This is a genomic window from Micromonospora sp. NPDC049081 (genome assembly GCF_040648835.1).
Lineage (GTDB): Bacteria > Actinomycetota > Actinomycetes > Mycobacteriales > Micromonosporaceae > Micromonospora > Micromonospora antibiotica.
On record NZ_JBEZEK010000006.1, the window covers coordinates 34,928 to 57,252 of the forward strand.

Genomic DNA, 22,325 nt, shown 5'->3' on the forward strand with positions numbered 1-22,325 from the left:
TCCGGAACGGTACGGGTGCGGTGGTGGCTGCCTCTGGCGCGGCTGTGCCTCGTGTCCGAACGACGGGGTTGCGGGACCGATCCGTCAGCCGCGCCCACTCCTGACATAAGACGTCAGATCTTTAACATTAACTCCTGTCGATATATTGCGCCACCCTGCGTTCCCTGTCCGCCCCGCCCTGCGCACCACGCACCGCCGGACATCGGCGGATTGCCCCCGGCGGACGGCGACAGAACTGTTCCTGCCCCGATGGGGAATTGCGGGGCGGTTATGCTCCACGGCAAACACGGCGCATTCCCGCGTCGGTGGCGGAATTCGGCTTGAGGGCGGGCATGAACATCGGGGAGATCGCCCGGCGGGCCGGAGTGTCCCGCAGCACCGTGTCCTATGTGTTGAGCGGGAAGCGGGCCGTGTCGGCGACGACCCGGCAACGGATCCAGGCGGTCATCGACGAGCTGGGCTACCGGCCGAACGCCAGCGCCCGCGCGTTGAAGGAGGGACGTACCCGCACCCTCGGGCTGGTGATCCCCCCGGCCAACCAGCGTCTGACCGACATGCAGCTGGGCTTCGTCGCCAGCGTCGTCGAGGCGGCGGCCCGACACGACCTGGACGTGCTGCTGTCCCCGTCCGGCGGCGACCACGACCGGTCGTTCGAGCGGATCGTCACCGGGCGGCGGGTGGACGGGGTGGTGCTGATGGAGATCCGGCTGACCGACGACCGGGTGACCCGGCTGGCGACGGCCGGTGTGCCGTTCGTGACGATCGGTCGGACGGCCGAGCCGCACGGGATGAGTTGGATCGACGTCGACTACGCGGCCCTGATCTCCCGTTGCGTGCACCACCTGGCCGACCTGGGGCACCGGCAGGTGGCTCTGGTGAACCGCTCCGCCGAGCTGGTCGCGGCGGGTTACGGCCCGAGCCACCGTGCCCTGGCCGGCTTCCGGGCGGCCACCGCCGAGCGGGGCCTGACCGGCATCGACGTCTGCTGCGGCGACGACACCGCCTCGGGCGAGGCGGGCATGACGCAGCTGCTGGCGACGCATCCGCAGGTCACGGCGGTGGCCACCATCAACGAGGCGGCACTGCCCGGGATGCAGCGCGCGTTGCACGCCGCCGGCCTGTCGGTGCCGGGTGACTTCTCCGTCACCGGCGTGGCCGCCCAGCACTGGGCGGAGGATTTCCGCCCCCCGTTGACCGCCGCCGACGTGCCGACCCGGGACATGGGCGCCGAGGCGGTGTCGCTGCTGCTGGAGCTGATCGCCGCACCCGGCGGCACCCCCCGCCACCGGCTCTACGCGCCGCCCATCTCGTTGCGCGAGAGCACCGGCCCGGCCCGGACCCGCTGACCCGCCCCGACCCGGGGCGGCGACGTGCCACCACCGGGTGGGCGGCGGCACGACGTTCACCGGGTCGGCCCCGCCGGTGACCCGGTGCGCCCCTGCTGGGCGGCGGCGAGGATGAGGTAGCTGCTGGCCGTCCAGGTGTACGCCCGGTCGCGCAGCCCCGCGCCGGTCTCGGCGTCGAAGTTCTCCGCGAAGCCGGACTTCTCGCACAGCACCAGGAATCGCCGGCTGATCTCGTCGGCGAGCACGGTGTGCCCGGCCCGGCGCAGGCCGTCCTCCACCAGCACCGTGGAGGGGGCCCAGATCGGGCCACGCCAGTAGCCGTCGGCGAGGTAGTGGGCCGAGTCCGTCGGTTCGGTGGCCAGCCCATGGGTGGTCAGGTGGGCCTCGACCCGCCGGGCCAGCACCCGGGTGACCGGCTCGGGGAGGTCGTCGCCGAGGGTGACGGGCAACAGGTCGAGCAGGCTGCGGCTGACCCGTCGCCGACCGGTGTGCGGGCTGCGGGCGGTGAAACGCTCGCCGTCCCACAGGTCCCGCAGCAGGGCGGCGCGTACCCGGTCGGCCTCGGCGGACCACCGGTCGGCGGGCTCACCCAGCTCGGTGGCGAGGTCGGCCAGGCAGCGCAGTTGGCTGACCAGGAAGGCGGCGAGGTCGGCGGTCTCCAGCACCCGGTCGTGGTCGAAGGTGGTGGCGTTGTCCCAGCCGCTGTCGTTACCGTGCTGGTAGTGCGGCAGGTCGTGGCCGGGGGCGCGGCGGGCGTCCAGCCAGAACCGGGTCCACCGACCCAACCGGTCGTACGTCCGGGCCAGTTCCGCCCGGTCCGGCGGCGTGGGCAGCCGGCGGCGCAGCTGCCGCAGGGCCCACCCGTGCACGGGTGGCTTGACGTAGTTGTGCAGCACCTCCGAGTGGGTGACCGAGTCCGGCAGGGCACCGGCGGCGTCCTGATGGTCGAAGGGCAGCTGGAACTGGTGCCAGGCAAGCTCCGGCTCGCCGGACGCCAGGGCGATCGCGTTGAAGCAGTGGTCCCAGCTCCACACCTTGTCCATCCAGTGCTTGGACATCAGCACGGCCGGACGGGTGACGAAACCCGCCGGCTCGACGGTGGCCGACCACAGCACGTACGCGGCCAGCTCGGCGGCGGGGGTGTCGACACCGCGCCAGGGCGCGACCGCGTCGACGAACGCGGCGAACTCGACGCCGCGGTCGCGGCACAGCTGGTCGAACGTGCCGGACCGGACATAGGGGCGGCGGGCCGTGCGGTACTCCTCGATCGCGATCTCCCAGGGCTGGTCGGCGGGCAGGTGCAGCCAGCGGTCGGCGGTGCCGAGCGCCTCCGCTCCCCCGAGCCCGCCCGGCGGGCCGGACAACACGGTGACCCGGTAGCGGCGGCCCGTCTCGTACGAGGTGAACACAGCCGACCCGTCGACCGGGTCGCGGTAGAGGTAGGTGCCGCTGAACGGGGTGAGGGTCCCGGCTGCGGCGGCGATCCGCAGTCCGAGCCCTCGGCCCCGCAGCCGTAGGGTGTCCGGCCCCTCGTAGCCGGCCTCGACCAGGCCCGTGCCGCTGCGCCAGGTGAGCAGGATGGGCGTCGCCACGACCGTGCTGGCGGCGGTCGGGGCGAGGCGGAGCACCGGGTGCAGCCCGGTCTGGTGGGAGACCAGGTGCAGATCGTCGGCGTACGTCTTCTCGGCCACCACCGGGGAGATGTTGAGCCAGGAGCCTCGGTAGCTGAACGGGATGTCCTGGAGGGAGAACTCCGGACCGGACGGTGCGACGGTCATGGCAGGTGACGCCCTTTCTGTCGTACGGGTGGTCGGTCCTTGCGCATCCGACGTCCCGGCCGGGCCCGGGCGGCGCGAACCGGCCCCCCGGCGGTCGCCACGAGGTTGGCAGCGGTCGGTCACCGCCGACGGCTGGTTGCCGTCGTCTGCTGCCTCGATTCGCGGGCGACGTCCGGTGGCGAGGGGGACGAGCGCCGCGCGGGTGGGGGCGCGACCCGACCGTCAGGCGAATCGGTTCGGCTCCTCGTTCGGACGAACATAGGTCTGGCGAGGCGACACGGTCAAGAGGGGACACCACAGCCGTGATCGACAGCGGAAACCTCGACTTCACCGCCCTGTCATCTTATTGACATCCTTCACTGCCTCACCCTACGATCCCTGCGAATCGATTCGCATGCGAAGCCCTCCGGAGAGCGTCCCCGCGCCCCACCAAGGAGCCGCCCTGTGAAAACCCCGCTGCGCAGCCGGCCCGGACGAATCCGCGTGATCGTCACCCGACTCACCGTCGGCCTGCTCGCCATCGCCGCCACCGCCGTCGCCGCCACCCCGGCCCAGGCCGCCGACGAGTCGATCAGCGTCAACTTCTCCGCCACCGACGGCACGCCGACCTACCGCGCCTCCGGCTGGATCTACGGCATGACCGAGAACGCCAGCGGCCCGGCCGACCACTTCTACCGCGACGTCAAGTTCCAGTACATGCGGGCCGGTGGCGCGCAGCTGCCCGGCAGCGGTTGGGTCGGCGGCAACTACGACCGCCGGTGGAACTCCACCCTCGCCCAGGCCCGCCGGACCGCCACCCTGGGCGGTCAGTTCATCATCCTGCCGCACGACCTGTGGGGCGCCGACGGCGCGGGGATCTCCCGATTTCCCGGTGACAACGGCAACTGGACCGACTACGACAACTTCCTGACCCGGCTCATCGGCGACGTCCGGGCGGCCGGGCTGACCGTGCAGTGGGACATCTGGAACGAACCCAACATCACCATCTTCTGGAACCGCCCGATCTCCCAGTACCTCGAACTGTGGCGACGCACCTACCAGCGGCTGCGGGCCGAGTTCCCCACCCAGCTCATCGTCGGGCCGAGCTGCGCCTGCGTGCCGTCGACCAACCACGCCTTCTGGAACCAGTACCTCGACTTCGTCCGCTCCACCAACACGGTGCCGGACATCGTCAGCTGGCACTCGCTGCCCGGCGACCCGGTCGCCAACGTCGCCGCCGCCAACGCCACCCTCGACGCGCGCGGCATCGCCCACCCCCGGCCCTACCAGATCAACGAGTACGGCGCGTCCAACGAGCAGAACCCGGCGGACGGGGCCTGGTACGTCGCTCGGCTGGAGCGGGCCCACGCGGACGGCCTGCGGGCGAACTGGGCCAGCGCCGGCAACCTGCACAACGATCTGGGCAACCTGCTGGTCCGCAACGCCGCCGGCCAGCACCAGCCCAAGGGCGAGTGGTGGGTCTACCGCTACTACGCCGCGCAGACCGGGCAGATCGTCGCGGTGACCCCCAGCCAGTCCTACGACGCCTTCGCCACCCGGACGCCCGGGGCGGCGAGGGTGCTGGTCGGCGGCGGCCGGACCACCGGCAACCTGACCGTCAACCTGCAACGGCTGGACGCCACCAGCGGCATCGTGCAGAACAACCAGGTGCGGGTGCTCACCCAACGCATCCCCTACAACAACGGCGGCGCGGTGCAGGGGCCGGTCACGGTGTCGAACACCGTGGTCACGCTGACCAACAACGCCGCCTCGGTGACCCTGCCGTACGGCAACCAGAACGACACGTACACCGTCACCGTGCTGCCGCCCACGGAGACCGGCTTCACCTCGGTCGCGGTGGCCCAGCACTCCCAGCAGTGCCTGGACAACACCGGCCTGGGCACCGCCGACGGCAACCCCCAGCAGCAGTTCCCCTGCGAGGGCGGCGACCAGCAGCTGTGGAACTTCCGCCCGGTCGCCGGGGTGGCCGACACGTACACCGTGGTCAACCAGCAGAGCGGCAAGTGCCTGGACGTCAGCGGGGCGTCCACCGCCGACGGCGCGGCCGTGCAGCAGTGGACCTGCCAGAACGGCACCAGCCAGCAGTTCACCCTGCGCCGGGTGACCTACGGGGGCAACGACCCCCACGACTACCAGCTCGTCGCCCGGCACAGCAACAAGTGCGTCGACGTCAACGGGGTCTCCACCGCCGCCCAGGCGCGGATCCTGCAGTGGACCTGCAAGCCGGTGGGCCAGAGCAGCCCGCTCAACCAGACCTGGCGGCTCTGGGGCCGGTAGGAGCGACGGTCGGGTGCCGGTCGACCGGCACCCGGTCGCGCGGACGTCGACCCCACCCCACCACAGACGACCCAACGAATTGATTTCTATCGTTCTTTTGGTGATCCTGAGGGGGTCCCGAACCGATTCGCCACCACCACCCGAGGGCGGGTCCGCCAGGGCCGCGCCGCCGACGAACCAAGGAGCCGCCTCGTGCGTACCCCGTCCCCGAGCGGATCAGGACCGGTCCGCGATCCCCTCCCCCACCGCCGCCGACACCGGCTGACCATGCTGGTCGGTGCGCTGGCCGGCGTCCTCGTCGTCGCCGGGGCCGTGCCCGGCGTCACCTCGCCGGTCGCCGAGGCCGCCGCCGCGCCCGCCCTGGCCGCCATCGAGCCGGGGCAGAGCACCCGGATCGTCGGCACCGCCTCCGGACGCTGCCTCGAGGTCCCCAACGCCAGCACCACCAACGGCACCCAGACCCAGCTGTGGGACTGCCAGGGTGGTGCCGGACAGACCTGGACCTGGACGACCAGCCGCCAGCTCACCGTGTACGGCAACAAGTGCCTGGACGCCTCCGGCCGGGGCACCACCGCCGGCACGGCGGCGATCATCTGGGACTGCAACGGTCAGACCAACCAGCAGTGGAACGTCAACGCCAACGGCACCATCGTCGGCGTGCAGTCCGGCCTGTGCCTGGACGCGAACGGCAACGGCACCGCCAACGGCACCAAGATCCTGCTGTGGACCTGCAACGGTCAGGCCAACCAGCAGTGGACCTCGCCGACCACCCCGCCCACCACCACCCCGCCGACCACGCCGCCGCCGACCACTCCCCCGCCCGCAGGCGCCCTGCCGTGTGACATCTACGCCGCCGGTGGCACCCCGTGCGTGGCCGCGCACAGCACCACCCGGGCGCTCTACGCCGCGTACACCGGCAACCTCTACCAGGTACGCCGCTCCTCGGACAACACCACCCGCAACATCGGGCTGACCGGCACCGGCGGCACCGCCAACGCTGCGACCCAGGACTCCTTCTGCACCGGCACCACCTGCGTGGTGACCGTCGTGTTCGACCAGTCCGGTCGCGGCAACGACCTGTGGTACCAGGGCTCCAGCGTGGTTCCCGGGTCGCCGCAGAGCCGGCCGGCGGTCGCGACTTCGGAGTCGCTGACGGTGGGCGGTGCCAAGGCGTACTCGCTCTACATCAACCCGGGCAACAGCTACTGGCGTGACGGTCACCTGACGGGCATCCCGACCGGCGCGGCCCCCGAGGGCATGTACATGGTCACCAGCGGCACCCACGTCAACAACGGCTGCTGCTTCGACTACGGCAACAGCGAGACCACCCGCAAGGCCGACGCCGCCGGGGCGATGGACGCGATCAACTTCAGCAAGCAGTGCTGGTTCGGCGGCTGCTCCGGCTCCGGCCCGTGGGTTCAGGCCGACCTGGAGTGGGGCCTGTTCCCCGGCGGCAGCAGCTCCTGGAACCCGAACCAGCGGGCCTTCACCAGCAAGTTCGTCACCGCCACCCTGAAGAACAACGGCACCTCGCGCTTCGCCATCAAGGGCAGCGACGCCCAGTCCGGCAGCCTCTACACCCTCTACGACGGGTCGCTGCCGCCCGGCTACAGCCCGATGAAGAAGCAGGGCGCGATCATCCTGGGCAGCGGCGGCGACTGCTGCAAGCCCGACGGTGGCGCGAACCTCAGCGCCGGCACGTTCTACGAGGGCGCGATGGTCGCCGGCTACCCGTCGGACGCCACCGAGAACGCGGTACAGGCCAACATCACCGCAGCCGGCTACCGCTGACCCCGGTACCCGCCGCCTGACCGCTCCCGCCCGCCCGTCACCGTCCCGCACGGTGACCGGCGGGCGGGTCCCCGTGCCCGCGCCGAGGGGCCGGAGGGCGGGTCACCCCCGCTGCCCGGTCGGCCCGCCGAGGCGGTGGTCCAGCGCGGTGTGGCGGCGGCCCGCGCCGACCGTACGCACGGCGGCGGCCAGCGCACGACGGGAACCGACCAGGACGACGAGGTGCCGGGCCCGGGTGACGGCGGTGTAGAGCAGGTTGCGTTGCAGCATCATCCAGGCGCTGGTGGTCAGGGGCACCACCACGGCGGGATACTCCGAGCCCTGCGAGCGGTGGATGGTCATCGCGTACGCGTGGGCCAACTCGTCCAGCTCGTCGAACTCGTAGTCGAGGTTCTCGTCCTCGTCGGTGCGGACGGTGAGGGTCTGCTCCTCGGGGGTGATCGCGGTGACGATGCCGAGGGTGCCGTTGAAGACGCCCGACTGGCCCTTGTCGTAGTTGTTGCGGATCTGGGTGACCTTGTCGCCGACACGGAAGACCCGCCCGCCCATCCGCCGCTCCGGTTGCCCCTCGCGGTGCGGGGTGAGCCGCTGTTGCAGCAGGGTGTTGAGGGCGGCGGCACCGGCCGGCCCCCGGTGCATGGGGGCGAGGACCTGCACGTCGCGGCGCGGGTCGAGACCGAACCGGGTGGGGATCCGGGTGCAGGCGACGTCGACGGTCAACGCGGCGGTGGCCTCGGTGTCGTCGCAGGCGAACAGGAAGAAGTCCGGCAGCCCGTCGAGCAGGGGTGGCCGACCGGCATTGATCCGGTGCGCGTTGGTGATCACACCCGACTGGGCGGCCTGGCGGAACACCCGGGTCAGCCGCACCCGGGGGACCGCCGACGCGGTGAGCAGGTCGCGCAGCACCTCCCCGGCACCGACGCTGGGCAACTGGTCGACGTCGCCGACCAGGAGCAGGTGCGCCCCCGGCGGCACCGCCTTGACGAGCTTGTTGGCCAGGATCAGGTCGAGCATGGACGCCTCGTCGACGACGAGCAGGTCGACGTCGAGCGGGTTGTCCCGGTCGTGCACGGCCTCCCCGCCGGGACGCAGTTGCAGCAGCCGGTGCACGGTGGCGGCGGGGTGCCCGGTCAGCTCCGACAACCGCTTCGCGGCCCGCCCGGTCGGCGCGACCAGGGTGATTCGGGCCTTCTTCGCGGCGGCCAGCGCGACGATGGACCGCACGGTGAAGCTCTTGCCGCAGCCCGGCCCGCCGGTGAGCACCGCGACCTTCGAGGTGAGCGCCAGCCGGACGGCGTGCTCCTGTTCGGGGGCGAGGTCGTTGCCGGTGACCGCGCGCAGCCAGGTCAGCGCCCGGGGCCAGTCGACGTCGGTGAAGTGGGGCAGCCGGTCGACCCGGTCGTGCAGCAGCCGCAGCAACGAGGTGGCCAGCGACTGCTCGGCGCGGTGGAACGGCACCAGGTAGACCGCCGGCACCGGCTCGCCGTCGTCGCCGGGCAGCAGCTCCCGGACCACGCCCTCCTCGGCGATCAGGTCGTCCAGGCAGCGGGTGACGAGTTCACCGGGGACGTCGAGGATCGTCGTGGCGTCGGCGACGAGCGCCGGGGCGGGCAGGTAGCAGTGGCCCGAGTCGGTGGCCTCGGACAGGGTGAACCGCAGGCCCGCCATCACCCGCTGCGGGCTGTCGTGCGGGATACCCACCGCCTGGGCGATGGTGTCGGCGGTCTTGAAGCCGATGCCCCACACGTCGGCCGCCAGCCGGTACGGCTCCTTCGTCACCACCTCGATCGACGCGTCGCCGTACTGCTTGAAGATGCGTACCGCCAGCGACGTGGACACCCCGACGCCCTGGAGGAAGACCATCACCTCCTTGATGGCCTTCTGCTCCTCCCACGCGGCGGTGATCTTCGCGGTGCGTTTCGGCCCCAGGCCGGCGACCTCGACCAGCCGGGCCGGCTCCTCCTCGATGATCCGCAGGGTGTCCAGGCCGAAGTGCGCCACGATCCGCTCGGCGAACACCGGCCCGATCCCCTTGACCAGGCCGGAACCCAGGTAACGCTGGATGCCCTGGACGGTCGCCGGCAGCACGGTGGTGTACGAGTCGACCTCGAACTGCCGGCCGTACTTCGGGTGCGACGACCAGCGTCCCGACAGCCGCAGGCTCTCCCCGGGCTGCGCACCCAGCAACGCGCCGACCACGGTCAGCAGGTCGGAGCCCCGGTCGGTGGCGACCCGGGCGACGGTGTAGCCGGTCTCCTCGTTGACGTAGGTCAGCCGTTCGAGGACCGCGTCCAGGGTGGCGAGCGGTGCGCGGGCGGGGGCGGTCACCCCCTCATCGTGCCGGGTGCCCGACGCGCCCCGTCCACCGCCCGGACGCAGACCGGCGTCCTCCCCCGCCGGATGGGCGGGGAAGGACGCCGGGTGTCGCGGTGCGCCTGGTCAGCCGATGGTGAGGTTGCCACCGGAGGCGGTCAGGGTGCCCTCCCGGGTCGACGCGCCGGTCCAGTCCGAGGAGAAGAGCAACCGGTCACCGTCCCAGACGGTGATGCCGATCCCGTCGCGGCGGCCCGGCTCGCCCCGGTCGGTGGCGGTCACCCGCATGGTCAGCCCGGTCGCCACCGCCACCGGGTCCTGGGCGGTGGAGATGTCGTACAGGGTGACCTGGTAGCGCAGGTCGGCGACCGCTTCCCCGGCGACCGTGACACCGAACGACTCCAGCGCGGTGCTCTGGAACTTGTACCGCTTGCCGCCCGACTTGTAGCCGACCTTCGCGCTGCCGACCAGCTTCTTGCCGTTGTTGATCCGGCCGTCCAGGGTCACCTCGATGCGCCGGTCGTCGTCGAGCGGGTAACCACCGGCGGTGGCCCCGCCCTTCAGGTAGCCCGAGCCGGCGACCGACCGGCCGTACCCGCCGGCCACCGTGACGGTGGCCGTCGCACTGCCGGTGTACGCCCCCGACACCGTGGCGGTGACCGGGTGCGCGCCGTGCGGCAGCACGGCACGGCAACTGGCCGAGCCGTCGTCCGCCGCCGCGCCGAACGGCGTCGCGACCGCCGTGCAGAGGGTCTCGTCGCCCTCGGTGAAGGTCACCGTGGCATTGCGGACGTCACCGCCGCCACCGAGGACGGTGGCCCGCAGCAGCACACCGGTCGTGTCGGCGTCGTCCACCGGGGCGGCCAGGGTGTCACCGGTGTAGGTGACCGTGGCCGCGCGGACCTGGGTGATGGTGAGGTCGGCGTCGCTGAGGTCGAAGAAGACGTTGCCGACCGCCTCGATCTTCAGCCGGCCCCGGGCGGTGTCCACGTTCGGCAGGGTCACCGTCGCGGACCCGGTGTTCGGCACGCTCTCCGCCAGCACGTGCGGGAAGGTCGCCCCGCCGTCGGTGGACAGCGAGATCTTCACCTCGCCCACGTTGACCGGCGCGGTGTCCGTGCCGGCCACGTCCCAGGTGACGGGCATGGTGCCGCCGCCCAGGTGGGCCGCCGGCGTGGCCTGCGAGGTGACCAGGAACGGGCCGGCCGCCGGGGCGAGGGTCAACGCCACGTCGGCGCTGCCGATGCCGCCGCCACCGGGGTGGTGGTCCCGTCCGGTGAGCCGGAAGTGCAGGGTCCGGTCGTTGGTGACGCCGACCCAGTCGGCGGTGGGCAGGAACTCCGAGTAGCAGTCCACCGTCGCGGCGGGCACGTTGCTCGCCCCGCCGGTGGCCGGTGGGGCCGGCGCGGCCGGGCAGGCCCCGGTGGCGGCGTTGGTGTTGTTCGCCGCGATCTGGGTCAGGTCGGGGAAGTGCCGGGTCGGGTCGGTGGTCACCGCGTTCTCGCCCGGCGAGTGGTACTCCAGGGTGTCGGTCGGGCTGACCGCCGCCGCCTCGCCGAACTGGCGGAACAGCGGCCCGTTGGTCTTGGTGTTGTTGACCAGCGCGGTGCCGGTGCTGCCGCCCCGGTCGTTCTGCTCCCACAGGTAGCTGACGGTGTCCCCGTCGGCGTCGGTGGCGCCACCGGTCAGGGCGAACGGGGTCCGCGCCGGGATGGTGTACGCCGCCGCCGGCACGGTGACCACGGGGGCCCGGTTGCCGGTCTGCGCGGTCTGGAAGCCGTTGTTGCCGGCCGCGCCGCCCCGGGCGGTCTCGCCGACGAAGCCGGACGCGCCCACGACGCCCGTCAGTTCGAGCGCCGGCACGTCGACCCCGGCCAGCGACCCACCGTTGAAGGTGACCTGGAAGCCGGTGTCGTTCGGTGCGCCGAGCCCGCCGAAGGCCGACACGGTGACGGTGGCCCCGGCCGGCCAGCCGGCGATCGCCTCGATGGCCGCCTTGATCCCGGCGGCGGTGTAGTTGCCGCCGCGCACCACCGGCACGGACGACTGCCCCGCGTAGCTGATGCTGAACGCGTCGCCGTCGGTGTCGAAGCCGGACAGCGAGACGGTCTGCACCTCGTTGAGCGCCGGGCGGGTGCCGGAGACGAACGTGCTGATCTCGGTGTAGCTGCGCTGCGACCAGTACGGGTCGCTGTGCGGCTGGAGGTTGTCCTGCTGGCAGATGCCCGCGTACGCCATGATCGACGAACCGCTGCCCGGCTCGTAGGAGTTGGCGGCGCTACGGTTGCTGCCGGAGCAGTTGTACTGGGTGCCGTTGAAGGTGTGGTTGCCGGCGAACTGGTGGCCGATCTCGTGCGCCACGTAGTCGACGGCGTAGAAGTCACCGACCGGGGTGGGCAGGCCCGTGCAGCCGCGCGCCTTGCCGTCCAGGCCGACCACGCCGAGGCCGGCGACACCGCCACCGGGCAGGCCGAGGCCGATGTGCCCGACGTCGTAGTTGCCCGCGCCGACGAGCTGGCCGAGCACGATCCGGTTGCGGTTGAGCAGCGAACTGGTGCACGACGAGATCTGCGTCGGGGTGTAGCAGGCCGCCGCGCCACAGGGCCCGTTCGCCTCGGTGGCCAGGGCTGCGGTGTTCAGGTTGGTCTTGTCGGTGTCGTTGACCAGCACCAACCGGATCGCCGTCTCGTCCTCGTAGATCTGGGTGACCCGGTTGATCAGGGTCACCTTCGCCGCGGTGACGTTCTCCGCGCCGAAGAAGGTGGCGTACGACGGGTCGGTGACCAGGGCCAGCCGGTAGGTGCGCAGGGTGACCGGCGGACCTGCCGGCTCGTCCGCGGTCACCTCCGGCGACAGCGCCCCGGCCGCCACGGCGACGTCCTCCCGCTCCACCATGGCCGGGTCGGTGTCGAGCAGGTCGCGGGCGTAGTAGCTGGCGTAGACGCTCTGGTCGCCGTGGTAGTACGGGTCGAGGTACCAGCTGCCGCCGGTCGACCGGACCGAGGCGTGGAAGCCCAGCGGGGTCAGGTCGGCGCGGATGGTCGCCGTCGGGTCGTCCAGGCCCCGGCCGACGTACGTGCTGATCTCGGGATGCCGGGCGGCGAGCCCCGGCTCCATCACCGGCGAGTCGACCAGGGCGAACCGCTGGAAGCCCCCGGTGGGGGTGGGCAACGCGACGGTCAGCGCCGACTGCGACCGTCGGGCCGTACCGGCCCGCTCGGCCGGCACGTCGGCCAGGGTGTCGGCCAACGCGGCCCGGTCCAGGGTGTACGCGGTGAACCGCTCCGCGCGGATGTCGGGGGTACGCCCGTCGCGGGCGTTGGCCGACGGCTCGCTCGGCAGCTGCCGCCAGGGGCCGGAGTCGGCCGGCGCGGCGACCGCCGCGGTGCCACCGGTCAACGGCAGCGCGGTGGCGACCAGCACCGCAGCGCACAGCCCGGCCAGTCGGCGGCGGCCGCGACCAGCGGGATCGGGGGGTGGAACCGTCATCGAGTGGGCCTCACTTCACCAGGTAAGAGGAACCGGCCGGATGGCGTGGCGTTCGTGGGCCACGCCGGGCTGTCCCGGAGAAGCACACGCTATGACGGGTCCCCTGTCGACAGACATCATCCGTAAAGTCGACGCGGCGACACAGGCCGGCGGTGTAGATGCTCCCCAGTGGACCGCGCGGCACGCGCCGGGCAGGACCGGACGGGCCGCCGGGTGGGTCGGTCGCCCACCGGGTGCCGGGGTCAGCCGGCTGGTCGATCGCCCCGGATGCGGGCGTGCAGGTGCATGTCGTGCCGGCCGTCGGCGTGCACGGCGTCGCTGCGCTTGGTGCCCTCCAGCCGGAATCCGGCGCGCAGCGCGGTCCGGCAGGAGGCGAGGTTGCGGGTCGAGTGGTCCAGGTGCAGCCGGTGGAAGCCCGCCCCGTCCAGCGCCCACCCGCCCAGTGCCGTCAACGCCCGGGAGGCCACCCCTGCCCGGCGGGCGGCGGGAAGCACCCAGTACGCGCACCCGGCGACGCCGTCATCGAGATCCATGCCGGTCAGGGCGATCCGGCCGAGCACCTCGACGCCGTCGCGGGTCACCGCCCAACTGGCACCGGTCTCCCGCACCCAGGCCTGCTGGTATTCCACGAACCACTCACGGACCTGACTCTCGGAGGCCGGATGACGGGTGTGCCAGTGCCGGATCTCCGGATCCCGGTAGGCGGCCAGGAACACCGGGGCGTCGGACGGCTCCCAGGGACGCAGGACCAGACCCCCCGGCGCGGCGAGGGTCGGCTGCGCACCGGCGGCGAGGGCCCCGGCCGGGATGGCCGGTGGCGTGGAGAGCGGGACCCGCACGCCGCATCCTCCCCCGACGCCGTGGGCCGGTGTCAAACTCCGCCCGGGTCGACGTCGACGTCGACCCGGGCGAGGCCCCGGTGGGCCGCGAGGCGTTGCGCCTGCGCGACGATGTCGTCGTGGACGGCGGCGGACAACTTCCGCCACGGCTGGACGGCGAGCGTCAGCGCCCGGCCGGCCTTACGGGGCCGCCAGGTGCCGACGATCTCACCGCCGGCCAGGACGGCCCCGGGGCGGCCCAGCACCGGCCACAACTGCTTGGCGTGGGCCGCGTCCGGCACCAGGGTCGACCGGTCCCGCGCCTGCAGGAACAGGTCGAACGGGCCGAGCAGGCGCACGGCCGTGGTGTCGGCGGCACCGGCGAGCGCCGGCTCGTCGGCGGCGAGCAGCGAACGGGCCTCCCCGTCGACCCGTACCTCGACCACGTCCTGCGGCCAGCGGGCCCGCACCTCCCTGACCGGGGCGTCGAGGTAGTCGGCGACCTGCTTGGGGGTGGCCGGGCCGAGCAGCCGCAGGTAGGCGCGGACCAGGTCGAACCGGTCGCCGGGCGGCGCGGCCCGGGTGAACCCGGGGATGCGGTGCAGGACCGGTGGCGAGGTGCCGGGGCGCAACTCCAGCCCGGCCCGCACAGCGGCCAGCCGGAACGGCATCTCGTAGAGGTGGGTGGCGGCGCACGGACGGCAGAACCGCAGGTAGGGCTCGGGCAGCAGCTCGGCCAACCGCCCGGAGACGTCGCCCTTGACCGTCGGGGTGGTGACCACCGCCCGCATCCGCGCCGCCACCTCGTCGAGGGCGGCCAGGTTGCCGATGCCGGCGGCCTTCAGCGGCCGGGCCGCGTCGTAGATGCGTTTGCCCGCGTCCGCGTCGGAGTACGGCGCGACCGCCCCCGCCACCTCGGCCACGTCGGCGCGACGGTAGAGATGCGGCGCGCCGCGAACGGTCCAGAGCAGGATCAGGTCGTCCGCGACCGGTGCCGTCACCTCGACACCGCGCAGCGCCAGGGCCCACCGGCCGCCGTCCGGGCCGGTGTCCTGCACCCCGATGTCGAGTACGGCGGTGTCCGCCGGGGTGCCCTCGACCCGGTCGAGCTGCTGCGCCCCGACCCGGAACTGCATCACCTGACGGCGGTCGATCATCCGACCAGCCTAGGTGCTACCCCCGACAATGCCTGTCCGTAGCTTCCCGACACGGAACGACGCCGGGACCCGAGCGTTGATCAAACTCTGTCCCGGGCCCTGGGTTTCAGGAACCGGGCCGGGGTTGGTCCCGTCTACCACCGGTTCGGCGGCCCTACGAGCAGACGATGCCCTCAACGTGGACCATCCGGCGGATCTGCCGGCGGGTGACCCCGACCAACGCAGCAGCGCCAGGCCGGGGACCGCCGACGCTACCGTCGACCGCCGTCGAGGTAGCGCAGCACTGCGGTGACCCGGCGGTCGGCCCGGTCGTCGGGGGGCAGCTGGAGCTTGGCGAAGATGCTGCGGATGTGTTTGTGCACCGCGCCTTCGGTGACGTACAACCGCTCGGCGATCGCCGTGTTGCCGAGCCCCTCGGCCATCAGCCCCAGCACCTCGCGCTCACGCGGCGACAGCTCTCCCAGTGCCGCGTCCGGCCTGCGGTGGCGGGCCAGAAACTGCCCCACCACCTCCGGGTCGATCACACTGCCGCCGTCGGCGACCCGGTGCAGCGCGGCGAGGAACTCCTCGACCCGACCCACCCGCTCCTTCAACAGGTAGCCGAGCCCGACCGCGCCGACCGAGAACAGGTCGGTGGCGAACGCCTGCTCCACGTACGCCGAAAGGACCAGCACCGCGAGGCCGGGCTGCCGGCGACGGGCCTCCACCGCGGCCACGATGCCCTCGTTGGTGTGCGTCGGCGGCATCCGCACGTCCACGATCGCCACGTCCGGCGCGTACGCGTCGACCGCGGCCAGGAACTCACCCGGGTTGCCCGCGGTGGCGACCACGTCCAGGTCCTCCGCCCGCAGCAGCAGCGCCAACCCCTCCCGCAGCAGCGGGTCGTCCTCGGCGATCACGATCCGCACGGCAACTCCACCTCCAGTCTCGTCGGCCCACCCTTGGTGCTGGTCAGGGTCATCCGGCCGTCGTACGCCCCGACCCTCCGACGGATGCCGGTCAGCCCCGAGCCGCGCGTCTCGTCGACGTCGCCGCGCCCGTCGTCCTCGACGGTCACCGACAACCGGCCCTGCTCGCGGCGTACGGTCACGTCGACCCGGCCCGCGCCGCTGTGCCGGACCACGTTGGTCAACGCCTCGGCCACCACGAAGTAGGCGGTGGCCTCCACCGAGACGGCGCAGCGTACCGGCACGTCGACCGTGAGCCGGCAGGGCACCGCGCAACTGCCGGCCAGCCCGGCCAGGGCACCGGCGAGGCCCCGGTCGTCCAGCACGGGCGGCAGGATGCCCCGGACCACGGTACGCAACTCGCCGAGCGCCTGTTCCGCCGCGTCCTGCGCCCGCCCGAGGATCTCGTCGGCCCGGTCCGGGTCCCGCCGTACCGCCCGGCGGGCCGCCCCCAGCAGCACGTTGACCGCGACCAGCCGGTTCTGGGTGCCGTCGTGCAGGGCACGTTCGATGCGACGCAGTTCCACCGCGTGGGCGTCCAGCGCCGCAGCCCGGGTGGCGGTCAGCTCGGCGACCCGCAACGACAGGTCGATGCCCGGCGGCGGAGGCAGCAACCACCGTCCCGGCCGGGCCTGGAGGCGGGCCAACGGCGGACCGAGCGCGACCACGGCGACCAGCCAGCCCAACCCGAGCAACCCGACCAGGAGTGCCTCGGCCGGCCCGTCGATGCGCCACCAGACGATCCCCGGCGCCCCCGCCCCGGGCGGCAGCAGCCGGTACCACAGCGGGAACGTGAGGTCCTGCACGGCGTAGAGCGGCAGAGCGAGGCCGAGCAGCCCGCTGGCCAGGCCGGTGACCGCGTGCAGCGCGACCCAGCCGAGTTCCCGCCGGACGAACGGGTCGCGCACCGCCACCCGCAGCTCGGCCGGCACCGGGCCCGGGGCGGGGAGCTGCGTGCCCCAGCGGGACAGCCGGGCACGCTCGCGGTCGGCCACCGAGCGTACCGCCCGCAGCGCGCCGGGTGCCGCCGGCAGCCCCACCCAGACCAGGCAGGCCGTCGCGACGAGCAACACCCACAGCAGCGCAGCCAACGCCAACAGTGCGGTGGCCAACCCGCCGACGAGGTGTTCGAGGGCGTCGACCGAGGCACGAGCCCGGTCCCGCAGGTGTGTCATCGGAAGACCTCCCGCGCCAACATAGGCCACCGGGCGGGCGGCCCGGCACCGTCGGCGCGGAAAGTAGCGCCTGCTGTACCGCCGCCGGTCGCGCTGGCGGGATCGTGCCCGACCCACCGCCACGCCTAGCGTCAACCTGGTCGAACACCCGCCGCCCGAGGAGGCAGCCATGACCGATCCGTACCGCATCGCCGACGCTCCGACCAAGCCGGAAGCCGACCTGCTCCGCCCGCTGCTGTGGCTGGTGCTGGTGGTCAGCCTCGCCGCCAACGCGGCGCTGACGACCGTGTTGGACAACCAGTGGGCCGGCTCCGCCTGCGGCCTGCTGGCGGTGCTCTGCGCCGGGACGCTGCTCGCCCGGCACCGCCGTGCCCGGTGACCGGCGCACGGGACGCGGGCCCGCCCCTCCCCGGCCACGGGGCAGGGGAGGGGCCGGCCGTCGCCTCTCCGCCGACCGGCGCTCAGCGGCCGTCGGCGGCGGCGCGGAGGGTGAGCACGTAGCTAGCGGTGAGCGCGACGACCCGGTCGTCGTCCCCGGTCAGCCCGGCCAGGGCCCGGGACGCCGTGTCCCCCGGGATGTCCGCGAGCGCCTGGGTCAGCCGACGCCGTGCCGACGCCCCGAGATCTGCCCGGGTGAGCAGGCCGATCAGGCGCGCGGCGATCCGCTCCGCCGTGGCGGGATCGGTCGCCAGCGCGCTCAGCGCGTCGGCGGCGTCGACGTCGTTCACCTCGGCGACGACCATGTCGACGAGCGTCGGCACGGCGTCGGGCTCGCCACGGACGCCGAGCGCCAGCGCCGCGTACCTGCCGACCACGGGGTCCGGGTGGCGCAGGGCGTCGCGGAGCAACGTGGTGGCGTCCCCACCCGGGATCTCGACGATGGCCCGGACGGCACGTTCCCGCACCCCGGCCTCGGGTGCGTCGAGCCCCTCCGCCAGCAGGGGCAACCCGTCGACGCCCAGGTGCGCGAGCGCCCAGCGCAGCGCCCCGGCGACGTTCGGGTCGGACTCGTCCAGCACCGCCGTGACCAGTGCCTCCACCGGCACCGGTACCTCACCGACCGAGGCCAGCGCCGCGCGTTGACGCTGCTCCGCGCGCGGTGAGCCCAGGTCGCGCAGGAGCGCGACCACCTGCAGGACGTCCTGCCAGTCGGCGGGCCCGGCGGCGTCGATCCGCCGGAGACGGGTGAGCAGCTCCCGCTCCGCGGTGATGCGCGCCCGGGTCTGCCGGATGAGGTCGTCGACGAGTTCCGCAGGGGTGAAGGCCGGGTCGTCGAGTGCCCGTCCCACCGCCCGCAGCGACAACCCCAGCGAGCGCAGGCTCTCGATGTGGAAGATCCGGCGAAGGTCCGCGCCGGAGTACTCGCGGTAACCGACGCCACTACGACCGGTCGGTCGTAGCAGTCCGAGCGACTCGTAGTGCCTGAGCATCCGGGCGCTGACCCCGCAGCGTCGCGACACGTCACCGATCAGCACCGCCTCACCCCGGCCCGCCGGTCCCGCCGAGCGCCACGATGCGCGTCGCCTCCCCGAGGGAGAACTCGAATCCGGCGTCCGGGTCGCGCAACAGCCGCTGCGTGGCGACCGCGTGCGCGCGTACCCGGGGATCCGGATGCGTCCCGGCGGCGTGCAGGACCGGCGGGACGACCTCGCCGAGCGCGGACAACGCCCTGCTGAGGCTCAGCCACGTCGCCCGGTCGCCCCGCCCGAGCTGGGTGGCCAGCACCTCGGCCAGGCCGGACTCCGCGCCGTCGGGCACCAGCGCGACCGCCGCCCGCCAGGCGCTGCGTGCCACCTCGTCGTCGGGGTCGGTCAGCAGGGCCCGGGTGATCGCCGGCCAGGCCCGCCGGTCCCCGATCTTGGACAGCGTGTGCAACGCCTGACTGCGGGCCTGCGCCCGGGTCGACCCCAGGGCGGCGACGAGCCGGGGCACCGTCACCTCCGGCGGGTGACGGGTGAGCGCCCAGGTCAACATCTCGCGGACGGAGAAGTCCGGTTCGGTCCCGCAGCGGGCGACGAGCGGGTCGACGAAAGCCGGGTCGGGGGTGGTGCCGACCGCCAGCGCGGCCCGCAGCCGCACCGACGGGTCACCACTCGCCAACCCCCGCAGCGCCCGCGTCGGGTCCACTTCCGATCTGGTCATCCGGACCACCTCCCCGACGCAGTGTCGACCCTGACACCGTGTCAGGGTCAACCGGTGCTCCGCTGCGTCCGCCCGATCCGGTGGGCGTCCGCCGGGTCACCGGGGCCGGCGCAGGACGACCGGTGGACCGAACCGGACCGGCACGCCGGGTGAGTACAGCACGCTGACCGGCGGTCCGGTCGGCGCCGGCAGCCCGGCGGCGGTGACCAGTTCGTCGTCCAGGTGCAGCAGCTCGGCCCGGCGCAACGGCCACTGCGGATGCCAGTTCGGCAGGTGCAGGGTGCGCCCGTACGCCCGGGTGTGCAGGCCCCACCGGGCGGTGAGGAAGTGCTCCAGCGGGGTCGGCCGGTGGATCGGCGCACCCACCCGGACCACCATCCGGCTGGTCGTCCCGGCCGGCCCTGGCCAGCGCCGACGACACCGGTAGCTGCGCAGGTCACCGTCGTGGTCCAGGCGCATCGCCGACCACAGGTACGGCAGCCCCAGGGTGATCCGGGCGACCAGCACCGGGATCAGCCGGGACGCGTCGAGGGACCGGAACACCACGGCCCGCCGACCGGCCTGGTCCACCGAGTAGAGCCGCACGTTGGTCTCCCAGAAGGTCCCCAGGTACGGCACGGCGGGCCCCCGGCCGAAACCGAGGCCGACCATCCGGAAGCCGATCAGTCCGACGTGGGTGGTTCCGTCGACGGTGTCCGGACGGGTACCGGCCGGCAGCAGCGGCGCGACGAGTTCCGGGGCGACCGCCCAGTGCAGGAAGGTCAGGTCCGCCCACCGCTGGCGCAGCAGCGTACGGGGGAACGTCTGGACGGGTGCGGCGACGACCGGTTCGATCTGCACGCACCCATCCTGCTCCACCGCCCCCGGCCGGTGGGACGGGTCAGTGCAGGGTCCGTCGGGCCGTCTGCCCGGCGACGGTGGACGAGGGGGCGGCGGAGCGACGGGTGACGACGAGCCCGAAGGCGGCGGCGGTGAAGAACATGAGGCTGCCGTAGACCACCGACGGCATGGCCATCGTGGCGTTGTCGAGCAGGGTCGGACTCATCCCGATGGTGATGGCCAGGGTGGCGTTGTGCAGGCCGATCTCGAAGGAGGAGGCGACCGAGTCCCGGTGCCCGGCCCGCAGCAGCCGGGGCGCGAGGTAGCCGACGGCGAGGCTGGTCAGGTTGAACAGCACCACGACCCCGATGAGCTCCCCGAGGGTGGCCAGCACGTCGTCCTTGATGCCGGCCACCGCCCCCACGATGATCACCGCCAGGACGAGCACGGAAATGATCTTCACCGGGCGTTCCATCCGCAGGGCGAAGGCGGTGAACCGACGCCGCAGCAACATCCCGATGGCGATCGGGATCAGGACCAGCGCGAAGACCTGCACCACCTTGCCGAACTGGAGGCCGATCGTACTGTCCGCACCGACGAAACCGGCCACCGACAGGTTGACGATCAACGGGAGGGTGAACAGGGCCAGCACCGAGTTGATCGCGGTCAACGACACGTTGAGCGCGACGTTGCCCCGGAACAGGTGGCTGTAGAGACCGGCGGTGCTGCCGCCCGGTGAGGCGGCGAGCAGCATCATCCCCACCGCCAGCTCCGGGCGCAGATCGAAGGCGGCCACCAGGCCCAGGCAGATCGCCGGCAGGACCAGCATCTGACAGCCCAGGCAGATCAGCACCACCCGGGGCTGGCGGGCCACCCGGCGGAAGTCCTCGACGGTCAGGCTGAGACCGATGCCCAGCATGACGATGCCGAGGGCGACCGGAAAGAGGGCGAGCGACAACCCGGAACCCATGACCCACCACCCTGCCCGACGGGATTGACGTCTTTCACTGCATCCTGGCAGCGGCCGGCCCGTCGGTCATCTCGCCGAGTGCTCATCCACTCCCGACGGCCGGTGTCGAGTAGCGGACGGTCGCCCGGGGTGAACGGATGCGTAGGCCTGACATGATTACTCCATGTCAGCGTCTGACCACACCGAAGACGCCGCCGTCGACCCGGCGCGTCGCACGCAGGACCGCCCCACCGACCAGGAGCACCCCGCCGACCAGGAGCGCAGCGCGCAACAGCAACGGGCAGTCGACGCCGAACCCGCCCACCCCGACGACCGGGACGGCAACTCCGGTCCCCCTGGCAGCAGCGCGGACGAGCCGCCGGCCGACGCCCGACCGACGCGCCGACAGCGACTGGTCCGGTCCATTCCGACCGTCGTCGCCGTCCTCGCCGGGGCGGTGGGGGTGGTGGGCGGTGTCGTGACGTTGATCCCGCACCGGCCCCCGTCCTCGCCTTTCGCCGAGTCGGCCTTCTCCGAGTCGTTCAACTCGCCGCTGGCCGACCCGCAGGAAGCCGACCGGTACTACGCGAGTTGGACCGACCCCGACGGCGACCGCGATCCGGATGACGCCTGGACCACCCAGGTGGACACCGGCAACGGCCTGTTCCGGCTCACCAACCGGGCCGACCGCAACGCCGTGCGCTACCACTGGGTCAGCGTCCGGGACCACCGCACCGGCACGGCGCTCGACGCCGCCGACAGACCGGTCACCGTCGACGTCCGGATTCCCGAGCACGGCACCCCGGCAAGCTCGGCGGGCCTGCTCTACCGGGCCACCGAGCAACCCCGGGCGTACTACGCCTTCCTGGTCTCGCCCGACGGCACCTACTCGTTCGCCGTCCGTCGGCCGAGCGGCGACGGCGGACTGTCCTACCGGTTCACCGAGGCCTCGGACCGGATCCGGCCCGGCGGCTGGAACCGGATCGGGATCGTCGGCCACGGCGACCGGCTCGACCTCTACCTCGACGACACCCGGGTCAAGACGGTGTCGGCGGAGGAGCTGACCGACGGGCAGAGCGGCGTCATCGCGACGAGCACCGGCGTCTTCGAATTCGACAACTTCCAGCTCTACCGGTGACCGGCGGGGCCGGCGGGCCACGTGCCGGAGGGGACCGGGGGCCGGCGCACCGACGACTCGTCTGCGTGAACCGGTGACGGCACCGGGTGTCGGGTAGCTGACGCGGCGTAGTCGGGTGCCCGCTAGAGGTGGGTACGGCATGAGCGGAGGGTGACAACAGCCGACCCGCCACTGCGAGACGAGGTA

At 72.9% G+C, this 22,325-nt stretch carries 16 protein-coding genes; 5 read left to right on the plus strand and 11 right to left on the minus strand.

From position 1 onward, the window contains the following. Positions 1-332 precede the first annotated feature (332 nt). Positions 333-1,346 carry a LacI family DNA-binding transcriptional regulator gene (locus tag AB0B63_RS11645; protein WP_357017216.1) on the plus strand — a complete coding sequence of 338 codons (1,014 nt, stop codon included), beginning with the start codon at positions 333-335 and terminating at the stop codon, positions 1,344-1,346. Positions 1,347-1,402: 56 nt separating this feature from the next. Here AB0B63_RS11645 and AB0B63_RS11650 read toward each other — a convergent pair whose 3' ends face one another. After that, on the minus strand, positions 1,403-3,124 hold the full coding sequence (locus AB0B63_RS11650) for a trehalase family glycosidase (protein ID WP_357017219.1): 1,722 nt from the start codon (positions 3,122-3,124) through the stop codon (positions 1,403-1,405). Positions 3,125-3,568: 444 nt separating this feature from the next. On the opposite strand from AB0B63_RS11650, the gene AB0B63_RS11655 reads away from it, so the two are divergent. Continuing rightward, the gene (locus AB0B63_RS11655; protein WP_357017222.1) at positions 3,569-5,401 is read left to right on the plus strand and encodes an RICIN domain-containing protein; all 1,833 of its coding nucleotides are present in this window, start codon (positions 3,569-3,571) and stop codon (positions 5,399-5,401) included. A 192-nt stretch (positions 5,402-5,593) separates the two neighbouring features. Continuing rightward, complete coding sequence (locus AB0B63_RS11660; RefSeq protein ID WP_357017225.1) at positions 5,594-7,192, plus strand: arabinofuranosidase catalytic domain-containing protein; 1,599 nt, start codon at positions 5,594-5,596, stop codon at positions 7,190-7,192. Between the two features lie 102 nt (positions 7,193-7,294). On the opposite strand, the gene AB0B63_RS11665 is transcribed toward AB0B63_RS11660, so the two are convergent. From AB0B63_RS11665 to AB0B63_RS11690, 6 genes are all read right to left on the minus strand, one after another. Next, on the minus strand, positions 7,295-9,520 hold the full coding sequence (locus tag AB0B63_RS11665; RefSeq protein ID WP_357017228.1) for an ATP-dependent RecD-like DNA helicase: 2,226 nt from the start codon (positions 9,518-9,520) through the stop codon (positions 7,295-7,297). 111 nt (positions 9,521-9,631) lie between these two features. After that, entirely contained in the window at positions 9,632-12,994 is a 3,363-nt protein-coding gene (locus tag AB0B63_RS11670; RefSeq protein WP_357017231.1) for a M12 family metallo-peptidase, read from the minus strand. A gap of 242 nt (positions 12,995-13,236) precedes the next feature. After that, on the minus strand, positions 13,237-13,833 hold the full coding sequence (locus tag AB0B63_RS11675) for a GNAT family N-acetyltransferase (protein WP_357017234.1): 597 nt from the start codon (positions 13,831-13,833) through the stop codon (positions 13,237-13,239). 32 nt (positions 13,834-13,865) lie between these two features. Then, the gene (locus AB0B63_RS11680; protein ID WP_357017237.1) at positions 13,866-14,969 is read right to left on the minus strand and encodes a winged helix DNA-binding domain-containing protein; all 1,104 of its coding nucleotides are present in this window, start codon (positions 14,967-14,969) and stop codon (positions 13,866-13,868) included. Positions 14,970-15,220: 251 nt separating this feature from the next. Further along, positions 15,221-15,877 (minus strand): response regulator transcription factor, encoded by a 657-nt coding sequence (locus AB0B63_RS11685; protein WP_208566070.1) that lies wholly within the window; start codon positions 15,875-15,877, stop codon positions 15,221-15,223. Further along, on the minus strand, positions 15,865-17,091 hold the full coding sequence (locus tag AB0B63_RS11690; protein WP_357017242.1) for a sensor domain-containing protein: 1,227 nt from the start codon (positions 17,089-17,091) through the stop codon (positions 15,865-15,867). The genes AB0B63_RS11685 and AB0B63_RS11690 overlap by 13 nt, the downstream gene beginning before the upstream one ends. 169 nt (positions 17,092-17,260) lie before the next feature. Between AB0B63_RS11690 and AB0B63_RS11695 the strand changes: the two genes are divergently transcribed. Next, complete coding sequence (locus AB0B63_RS11695; RefSeq protein WP_208566072.1) at positions 17,261-17,470, plus strand: hypothetical protein; 210 nt, start codon at positions 17,261-17,263, stop codon at positions 17,468-17,470. Positions 17,471-17,552: 82 nt separating this feature from the next. Here the strand turns inward: AB0B63_RS11695 and AB0B63_RS11700 are convergent, their stop codons facing one another. The 4 genes from AB0B63_RS11700 to AB0B63_RS11715 form a co-directional block, all read right to left on the minus strand. Beyond that, entirely contained in the window at positions 17,553-18,566 is a 1,014-nt protein-coding gene (locus AB0B63_RS11700) for a HEAT repeat domain-containing protein (protein ID WP_357017246.1), read from the minus strand. 4 nt (positions 18,567-18,570) lie between these two features. Then, positions 18,571-19,233, minus strand: coding sequence for a HEAT repeat domain-containing protein (locus AB0B63_RS11705; RefSeq protein WP_357017249.1), 663 nt, complete (start codon positions 19,231-19,233; stop codon positions 18,571-18,573). 96 nt (positions 19,234-19,329) lie between these two features. Then, positions 19,330-20,073: a DUF2071 domain-containing protein gene (locus AB0B63_RS11710; protein WP_357017252.1), complete on the minus strand. Its 744-nt coding sequence runs from the start codon at positions 20,071-20,073 to the stop codon at positions 19,330-19,332. Between the two features lie 40 nt (positions 20,074-20,113). Continuing rightward, on the minus strand, positions 20,114-21,022 hold the full coding sequence (locus AB0B63_RS11715; protein WP_357017256.1) for a bile acid:sodium symporter family protein: 909 nt from the start codon (positions 21,020-21,022) through the stop codon (positions 20,114-20,116). 163 nt (positions 21,023-21,185) lie between these two features. On the opposite strand from AB0B63_RS11715, the gene AB0B63_RS11720 reads away from it, so the two are divergent. Beyond that, positions 21,186-22,139 carry a hypothetical protein gene (locus AB0B63_RS11720; RefSeq protein ID WP_357017259.1) on the plus strand — a complete coding sequence of 318 codons (954 nt, stop codon included), beginning with the start codon at positions 21,186-21,188 and terminating at the stop codon, positions 22,137-22,139. Positions 22,140-22,325: the final 186 nt, after the last annotated feature.